This window comes from Streptomyces coryli (genome assembly GCF_011044975.1).
Classification (GTDB): domain Bacteria; phylum Actinomycetota; class Actinomycetes; order Streptomycetales; family Streptomycetaceae; genus Streptomyces; species Streptomyces coryli.
This window is the reverse complement of the sequence record NZ_JAAKZV010000308.1, coordinates 1-8,383: the sequence shown is the minus strand read 5'-3', so window position 1 is coordinate 8,383 and position 8,383 is coordinate 1. Positions and strand designations below refer to the sequence as shown.

At 72.8% G+C, this 8,383-nt stretch carries 9 protein-coding genes; 4 read left to right on the top strand and 5 right to left on the bottom strand.

What is annotated here, in order from left to right:
* Positions 1-116: 116 nt before the first annotated feature.
* From arsM to G5C51_RS37385, 3 genes are read right to left on the bottom strand one after another with little or no spacing between them, the layout of a single operon-like run.
* Positions 117-905, bottom strand: coding sequence for an arsenite methyltransferase (arsM, locus tag G5C51_RS37395; protein ID WP_165244588.1), 789 nt, complete (start codon positions 903-905; stop codon positions 117-119).
* Between the two features lie 53 nt (positions 906-958).
* Positions 959-1,522, bottom strand: a complete 564-nt coding sequence (locus G5C51_RS37390; protein ID WP_165244586.1) for a GNAT family N-acetyltransferase — start codon at positions 1,520-1,522, stop codon at positions 959-961.
* Positions 1,519-2,100 carry a helix-turn-helix domain-containing protein gene (locus tag G5C51_RS37385; RefSeq protein ID WP_206314734.1) on the bottom strand — a complete coding sequence of 194 codons (582 nt, stop codon included), beginning with the start codon at positions 2,098-2,100 and terminating at the stop codon, positions 1,519-1,521. Before G5C51_RS37385 ends, G5C51_RS37390 begins: the two co-directional genes overlap by 4 nt.
* A gap of 114 nt (positions 2,101-2,214) precedes the next feature.
* Between G5C51_RS37385 and G5C51_RS37380 the strand changes: the two genes are divergently transcribed.
* Both G5C51_RS37380 and G5C51_RS37375 read left to right on the top strand, forming a co-directional pair.
* On the top strand, positions 2,215-2,379 hold the full coding sequence (locus G5C51_RS37380; RefSeq protein ID WP_165244582.1) for a DUF5993 family protein: 165 nt from the start codon (positions 2,215-2,217) through the stop codon (positions 2,377-2,379).
* The gene (locus G5C51_RS37375; RefSeq protein ID WP_165244580.1) at positions 2,379-3,002 is read left to right on the top strand and encodes a disulfide bond formation protein B; all 624 of its coding nucleotides are present in this window, start codon (positions 2,379-2,381) and stop codon (positions 3,000-3,002) included. The genes G5C51_RS37380 and G5C51_RS37375 overlap by 1 nt, the downstream gene beginning before the upstream one ends.
* Here G5C51_RS37375 and G5C51_RS42640 read toward each other — a convergent pair.
* Together G5C51_RS42640 and G5C51_RS37365 are read right to left on the bottom strand one after the other, a co-directional pair.
* On the bottom strand, positions 2,999-5,284 hold the full coding sequence (locus tag G5C51_RS42640; protein WP_206314733.1) for a protein kinase domain-containing protein: 2,286 nt from the start codon (positions 5,282-5,284) through the stop codon (positions 2,999-3,001). The genes G5C51_RS37375 and G5C51_RS42640 overlap by 4 nt on opposite strands.
* Before the next feature lie 66 nt (positions 5,285-5,350).
* Positions 5,351-6,559, bottom strand: coding sequence for an MFS transporter (locus tag G5C51_RS37365; RefSeq protein WP_165244579.1), 1,209 nt, complete (start codon positions 6,557-6,559; stop codon positions 5,351-5,353).
* 204 nt (positions 6,560-6,763) lie between these two features.
* On the opposite strand from G5C51_RS37365, the gene G5C51_RS37360 reads away from it, so the two are divergent.
* Positions 6,764-7,369 (top strand): hypothetical protein, encoded by a 606-nt coding sequence (locus tag G5C51_RS37360; protein ID WP_165244577.1) that lies wholly within the window; start codon positions 6,764-6,766, stop codon positions 7,367-7,369.
* Positions 7,370-7,378: 9 nt separating this feature from the next.
* A complete protein-coding gene (locus G5C51_RS37355; protein WP_165244575.1) occupies positions 7,379-8,218 on the top strand; it encodes an aldo/keto reductase in 840 nt (279 codons plus the stop codon).
* The last annotated feature ends 165 nt before the right edge of the window (positions 8,219-8,383 follow it).

Sequence of the window (8,383 nt, the reverse complement as noted above, 5' to 3'; positions counted from 1 at the left end):
GGCACCGCCCGCTCAACCGGCCACCGACGCCAGCCGGCCCACCCGGCCACCGACACCGCCCGGCCCACCCGGCCACCGACACCGCCCGGCCCAACCGCCCGTCGACACCGGCCGGTTCACCCAACCGCCGGCTTCACCGCCCGCACGATCGCCGAGTGCATCCCCTCCCCGACCTCGTGCGTCGAGGTCACCGACACCTCGGCGAAGCCCGCCGCGCGCAGGCCGTCCGCGTACTCGGCGAAGGTCAGCGCGCCCGCGATGCAGCCCACGTAGCCGCCGCGCTCGGCGCGCTGCTCCGGGGTGAGGTGGTCCTCGGCGACGACGTCCGTGATGCCGATGCGGCCGCCGGGGGCGAGGACCCGGTGCATCTCCTCGAAGACGGCGGGCTTGTCGACGGACAGGTTGATCACGCAGTTGGAGATGACGACGTCGATGGTGTCCGCGGGCAGCGGGACGGCCTCGATGTCGCCCTTGAGGAATTCGACGTTCCTCGCCTCCGCCTTACGGGCGTTGGCGAGCGCGAGCGCCAGCATCTCCTCGGTCATGTCCAGCCCGTACGCCTTGCCCTCGGGCCCCACCCGGCGCGCCGACAGCAGCACGTCGATGCCGCCGCCGGAGCCCAGGTCCAGCACCCGCTCGCCGGGCTTCAACTCCGCGACGGCGAGGGGATTGCCGCACCCCAGCGAGGCGGCGACGGCCTCCGCGGGGAGCCCGGCACGGTCGTCCGCGCCGTACAGCTCGGCGCCGAAGCCCTCGTCCACCTCGGCGCCGGGGCCGCAGCACGCGTCGGCCTGCGGCCCGCAACAGGAGGCGTCGGCACCGCCGTCGGTCACCCGCAGCGCCGCCGCGGCGTACCCGGCGCGCACCGACTCACGCAGCTCGGTCTTGCCTGTATCGATGTCCATGGAATCAACCATCGCGCGCCGTCACCGCCCCGTCAATATCGACGCACATCGAATCAGGCCGATGTCGTGATCACCTTGTGGAAGAAGCTGCAGTCCCGCGGCACCCCGGCCGTATCCGTCGCATACCCGGGCACCTTCCCGTAGCGCGTCCACCCCGCCGCGAGATAGAGCCGCTCGGCCGGGGTGCCGCTCTCGGTGTCGAGCACCAGCAGGCCGACGCCCGTCCGCGCGGCCTCCGCCTCCGCCGCCGCCAGCAGTCCGCGGGCCAGGCCGCGGCCGCGGGCGTCGGGGTGCACCATCAGCTTCACGATCTCGGCGCGATGGCGGGAGTTGGGCTTCCAGGTACGGGCCAGGCTGACGGTCCCCGCGATGCCGCCGCCGGGGCCGGGGGCCGCCCAGACGGTGAGGCTGCCGGCTTCCACGGCGGGCTCCAGCTCACGCCACCAGTCCGCCGCCTCCGCGCGCCCGAGCGGCGCGAGAAACCCGAGCGAGTCACCGCCGGCGACGGTGTCGGCGAGCAGCGCCGCGAGTTCCGGGACGGCGGCACGGAAGTCGGCGGGGGTGAGGCGGGTGACGGTGGCTGTCGGCACGGTTGCGCGGCCTTTCTCGGAAGTCATGGCTGGACAATCACCAGGGCATAGCGGACCGCACCCGCCCCCTGGCAGCGAAAGCGGGTCGGCCCGTACAACCGGAACCGCAGGCAGTCCCCCCGCCCGAGCTCATGCGCCACCCCGCCGACCGTGACCTCGAGGCCCCCCTCCAGCACCCAGATGTGCTGCTCGAGCCCGGGCACCGGCGCCTCGTCGTACGCGATGTCCGCGCCCGGCTCCAGCACCCCCTCGACCACCTCGCCGCGCAGCCCGGCCTGCGGCGGGGAGACCGCGCGGCGAGTGAAGCCGGAGGCGGTGTCGCGCCACACCAACTGCCGCTCCGCGCGCACCACCTGCGGTGGCTCCGCCTCCACCTCGGCGAGCAGCTGCGACATGGTTCGCCCGTACGCGGTGCAGAGCTTGCCCAGCAGCGCGGCCGTCGGGCTGATCTCCGCCCGTTCCAGGCGGGAGAGCGTGGACCGGCTCACGCCGGTGCGCCGGGCGGCCTCGTCCAGTGACCACGCCTGCGCGGCGCGCAGCCGCGCGAGGCGGTCGGCGAGACGGTCGGCGAGGCGCCGCTCCAGCTCGTCCCCTTCAGATCCCATATCCGGGATGCTATCCCACATCCGGGAGACGACTCCCGCCGCGCGAGTGAGCGGCGGGAGCCCGGCCCGCCTGCCTGCCCGCCCGGCCGAGCGCCCCGCACTACGGTCCGCCCCATGGACACCCTGATCTTCGCGGCGCTCCTCGGCACGCTCTACGTGATCGTGCGCCGCAAGAGCCGCTCCACGGTGCTCATCGCCTGGTGGGTGTCGGTCGCGGCGACCTCCGCGCTGCTCGCGCACCACATCACCAGCGGACTCGGACTGGGGCTGAACTACTGATGAGCGTCCCCCGGATCGGCCTGCGCGGACTGCTGGGCCAGGCCCAGTGGTGGCTGGCCGTCGTCTTCGTCGTCGGGTGGACCGGGGTGGTCTGCGGGGGGCTGCTGATCCAGTTCGGGGAGTGGGAGTATCCCTGCCCGCTGTGCATGATCCAGCGGATGTTCATGCTGCTCGCGGCGCTCGGCGGCGCGTTCATCGTGCGCCAGGGCATGACCGGCTCGATCACCCGCCGCGACTACCTGATGGGCTGGGGCATGGCCCTCGTCGCCTGCCTCGGCGGCTCCTTCGCCGCCTGGCGCCAGACGATGCTGCACATCCTTCCGCACGCCGAGGGCTACGGCGGCACCGCGCTCGGCCTGCACCTCTACGTCTGGGCGTGGATCCTCTTCAACGCCGCGATCGCCGCGATCGCGCTGCTGATGATCTTCGCGAACGTCACCGCCGACCGTACGATCCCCGCGGGCCACGGCCACCGCACGGTCGGCATGATCGCCCTCGGCTTCTGCGGCCTGGTGATCGCGATCAACATGGTCGCGGTCTTCTTCCAGGAGGGCTTCCACTGGTTCCTGCCGGACGACCCGACCCGCTACGAGTTCTTCTACGACACCGGGATCATCGGCTAGCCGTCGCCCAGCAGCCGGTCCAGCGAGCCGAGTTGCCGCCACTTGCCGTTCTCGAGGCGGTCCACCCAGACCGGGCGGGCGGCGTCGCGGTGGTCCGCGAAGTCGTAGTGGCCGAGGAGGCCGTCGAATTCGGCGCGGGCGACGGCGTCGCGCAGTGCGGTGCGGTTCCGGTGCGGGTCGGTGCCGATGTCCTTCGCCACCCGGATCAGGCCGTCGGCGATGGCCAGCGTGCCGTCGTAGAGCTCGGCCGTGCCCCGGTGCTTCAGGAGCTGCTTCAGCTCGGGTCCCGGCTTGCAGAGCTTCGGGAAGGCGGCGCAGTCGTCGGGCTGCGTCTCGTCGCGGAACGGCCGGAAACGCAGGGCGCCGTCGCGCAGCGCGGCGGCGCGCCCGGCGTATCCCTCGATGCTTCCCGGACTGGTGCAGGCGTCGTCGTCGACCGAGTGCAGGATCTGCAGTTCGCTCCGTTTACGGAGGGCTTCCGGCCACTCGCTCTGGCCGTTGTCGGGCAGGTCCGCGAGGGTGACCGCATCCGGGTCCTTGAGGCCCAGCTCCTGGAGCAGGTCCTTCGCGCCCATCCCACTGGCCGGCGCGAGCGTGTCCTCCGCCAGCACCCCGGCAGCGCTCAGGCCGTGGCCGAGCCGGTCGCGGTCCCGGTCGGTGGCCCAGTAGTTCTCGGAGCCGATGAGGACCTTGCGTACGCCGTGCCGGGCGGCGAGATAGCGGCCCGCCAGCTTGCCCACCCGGTGCTCAGGGGCGCGCAGGCCGAAGGCGCCCTCCTGGCCGCTGCCGGTGGCGGTACAGGTGTCCATCACCGCCATCCCGCCGGAGAGGTCGCCGTCCCCGCCGGCGAAGTCGGCGGTGTGACCCACCATCGCCAGCATCCCCGGGTGCTCTTCGAGCAGGTGCTCCGGGTTGTCGCCGGAGGAGGCGGAGACCGTGACGATCCCGATGCCCGGCAGCTCGGTGCCGGAGCGGCGCTCGGCTTCCTTCAGCGCCGCGCGCACCACCCGCGCGCGCACCTTCCCGGTCTCCTTGCTGTACGCGCTGAACTCCGTGGGGATGGCGATCACCGGCTTCGGCGGCGTGGGGGACTTCGTGGGCGGCGGCGGTTCGGCGTCCGCGGGAGCGCCGGTGACGCCCGTACTGGACGAGTCCGCGCCGAGCGCCACGACCATGATGATGACGGGGAGCAGCAACACCAGGGCTATCGCGGCGAGGGCGGATCCGCGGGAGCGGGAAGGGCGTTGGGCCTGGGGCAGCGCCTTGCCGGTGGATACGGGGGCACGGCGCGCGGGCGCCGGGGCGGGCTCGGCATCGGCGGGAGGCGCGGGCTCCGGCTCGCGCTCGGGCGCCCGCTCAGGCTCGGGCCCCCGCTCAGGCTCCGGCTCCGCTTCGGCAACGCCCGTCACCGGCAGGGCTCCCCCGCCCCGCAGCGCGGCCGCCGCCACCTCCTCGATCCGCCCCAGCGCCACCGCCGCATCCGCCGGCCGGTCCACAGGCGCCTTCGCCATCAAGTCGAGCACCAGCCGGTCCACCCCCACCGGCAGCTCCCGCCGCGCCCGGCTCGGCCGCAGCGGCTCGTCGTGCAGATGGTTGTACATCACGCCCGCCGCCGGACCCGTGAACGGCGGCCGCCCGACGAGGAGTTCGTACAGCACACACCCCAGCGCGTACACATCCGCGCGCCCGTCCCCGGCCTCCTCCCGGAAGCGCTCGGGCGCGAGATACGCGACGCTGCCGAAGGGCAGCTGCCCGGTCTGCGTCAGCCGCGCGTCCGCGGCCCGGGCCTCGGTGAAGCGGGCGATGCCGAAGTCGACGACCTTCGCCGGGCCGCCGTTCGCCGGGACCATGACGTTGGCGGGCTTGATGTCGCGGTGGACGACCCCCGCCGCATGCGCCGCCACCAGGGCGCGGCAGACATCCGCGGCCCAGCCCAGCGCCTCGCCCGCCGGCACCCGGCCGCGCTCGCGCAGCACCTGCTGCAGCGTGCGGCCGTCGACCAGGGCCATCACGAGATACGGGCTGCCGCCGTCCATCCCGTGATCGTGCACGGCCACGATGTACGGGCTGTCGAGCCCCGCCGCCGCCCGCGCCTCCCGCCGGAAGCGCGCCAGCAGCTCCGCCCGTTCGCCAGGATCCGCGTCCGCGCGCTCGGGCAGCAGTACCTTGACCGCGACCTCGCGCCCGAGCTCGTGGTCGCGAGCCCGCCAGACCTCACCCATCCCACCGCTGCCGAGTAACTCCAGCAGCTCGTAACGCCCGTTCAGCCGACGACCCCGCATGGCAAATCCCCCCGTACGCCCGAAATGCTCGACCGTGGCGCCGAGGGTAAGGGAAGGCCGCGCGGCTCAGGAACGTCCTTCGTCCGAGGCCGAAGCAGCAGCCGGCGCCGCCGATTCACCCGCCGCCTTGCGGCTGCCGCCCGTACCCATCACGGAGGCGCCCACGACGAGCACCGCCGCAAGGGCCGTGACCAGGCCGAACGACACCGTCAGGCTGGTCAGGTCGGCGATGCCGCCGATCGCGGACGGGGCGATGAGGCCGGCCGCGTACGTGATCGTGGCGACGCCCGCGATGGCCTGGGCGGCGTTGTTGCCGCTGCGGGCGGCCGCGTTGAAGGCGAGCGGCACGACGACGGCGATGCCGAGCCCGATCAGCCCGAACCCGGTGATGGTCACGGCGGCATTGACGGCCAGCACCACCAGCACCCCGCCCAGGGTGGCGAGCACCCCGCTGTACCGCACGGTCCGTACCGCACCCAGGCGGTCGACCACGGCGTCACCGGCGAAGCGCGCGATCGCCATGGTGAGGGCGAAGGCGGTGGTCGTCGCGGCCGCGAGGCCTGGCGAGGCGTCGAGGATGTCGCGGAGATAGACGGCGGACCAGTCGAGGGAGGCCCCCTCGGCGAAGACCGCGCAGAGCGCCACCGCGCCGATGACCAGCGCCGACTTGGGCGGCAGTGCGAAGTGCGGCGGCGCTTCGGCTTCGGGTCCCGGGGTGACGTCGAGGGTCTTACGGGCCGCCAGCACGCCGACGACGGTGAGAACGACGCCGGCCACCGCGTGGTGCACGCGGGCGTCGGCGTCGAGATGCGCGGCGAGGGTGCCGCCGGCCGAACCGAGGAGGGCGCCGGTGCTCCACGCCCCGTGCAGCCCGGACATGATGCTGCGGCCTGCCCGGGACTCGGTCTCCACGCCGATGGCGTTCATGACGACGTCGGAGATGCCGGCGGTGGCGCCGAAGATCAGCAGCGCGGCGCAGAGGGTGAGCAGTCCGGGGGCGTGCCCCGGGAGCATCAGGGCCAGGGTCCAGAGCGGCAGCAGGGATATGAGTGCGCGGCGAGCCCCGAAGCGATGGCTGACGGCGCCGGCCATCGGCATGGAGAGGAGGCTGCCGAGCGCGGGAAAGGCGAGGGCGAGGCCGAGTTGGCCCGCGGAGAGTCCTGCATGGTCCTGGATCCAGGGGACGCGGGTGGCAAAGCTGCCGGTCACCGCGCCGTGAGCGGCGAAGACGATGGCTATCGCCAGGTGGGCCTGTTTTGCTTGGTGTCCGGCCATGCGGTGTCCCCTCCGGCGACTTTGTTCCGGCGCGGACTTTACCTTCTCGCCGTGCGGTGGGCTCGGGGTTAAGACAACGGCGTTCGGCTCCCGGGGCCCATTGTCGGCCCACCGGGGCTGCTCGGCCGGTACGAGTGCCCCGGCCCGGCCGCTAGCGTCGGCAGCAGGTCATCGGGCTATCCGTTCCGGCACCGGAGGTCGGCCATGGACACTGCCTCAGTGGAGCTGTACTGGCTGCCTCTTGGTGCCGGCGGGATGCGACTGGTGCGCTGGAACGGCCGGCTCTACGAAACGGCCGCCGCCCACCGGAGACACCGGGAAGCGCTCGACCTGTACCACTCGGCCCTGAGCGTCCGCCTCGACGGCGACCGGCACGTGATCGAGATGGCCCCTGTGTGGCGTACCAAGGAGCCCGACCGAGGCGTGCTCGCCGAAGGCCCGGTGGGCCTGCGGTGGCTGGGCCGCTCACCACTCTTCCGCTACGAGATCCGCCGCTGGCGCCACGGGACCATCCCGGACGCCGCCGAGGCGGTCGACAGCCCCCGCCGGCTGAGCACGGATGCCGAACAGGCGCGCCGGCTACTGGACCTGGTCCCGGACTTCCCCACCGTCACCTGGGGCCGCGACGAACTGCACGTCGGCGACATGTGGAACTCGAACTCACTCACCTCCTGGCTGCTCGCCCGCACCGGCCACCGCATGGAGACGATCGAGCTGCCCTCTCATGGGCGCGCACCCGGGTGGACCGCCGGAATCCTCGTCGCGGCGCGGCAAGGGACAGCAAGCCCACGGCAGTTGGCCGCTCAGTAGTGTTCGGGCATGCCATCCACAACGTTCCGTATCGGCGGCACGCTGCCCGTCCGGCGGCTCGGTTTCGGTGCGATGCACCTGCCGACCGAGCCGGCCCCTGACCGTGCGGCGGCTCTTGCGGTGGCGCGGCGGGCCGTTGAGCTCGGCGTGACGCTGATCGACACCGCCCATCTGTACGGGGGCGGCGCCAACGAAGAGCTGCTGGCCGAGGCCCTGCACCCGTATCCGGACGACCTGCTCCTCACCACCAAGGTCGGCGTGGCCCGCACCGGCCCCGGCGGCGAGTGGAAGCTCGACGGCCGCCCGTCCATCCTCCGCGACCAGGTCGACCAGGCCCTGCGCCGCCTGCGCGTCGACCGCATCGAACTCCTGCAACTGCACCGGATCGACCCGGACACACCGCTGGCCGAACAGCTGGGCACGCTGGCGGAACTCCAGCAGGAAGGCAAGGTCGGCCACATCGGCCTCTCCGAGGTGACGGCCGACCAACTCCGCGAGTCCCGCAAACTGGCGGACATCGCAAGCGTGCAGAACCGCTACAACCTGCTCGACCGCGAACACGAGCCGGTCCTGGCAGCCTGCGAGACGCTGGGAATCGCCTTCCTCCCCTGGCGCCCCATCTCCGCAGGCCAATCAGGAATACAGCCCGAGATCGCCGCGGTCGCGGAGGAACTGCGCGCCACCCCCACCCAGATAACCCTCGCCTGGCTCCTGACCCACTCCCCGGTGACGCTGCCCATCCCAGGCACCGCCAGCATCCCCCACCTCGAGGAAAACCTCACAGCAGCCGACCTCCGCCTGACCCCCGACCACATGAACCGCTTGACCACCCTGACCCAACGGAACTAACACGCCTGGCCTCCCACCACGGCGTCGAAATCCTCGGCCCACCCCCAAGCCCGTCCGGCGTTTGAGGACTCCGTGGCGAAGCCACAGGATGCCGCGCCGCAGGCGCGACCCCACCGCAAGCCACCCGCCTAGCGCGGGATACGCCCCTCCGCCAACGCCTCAACC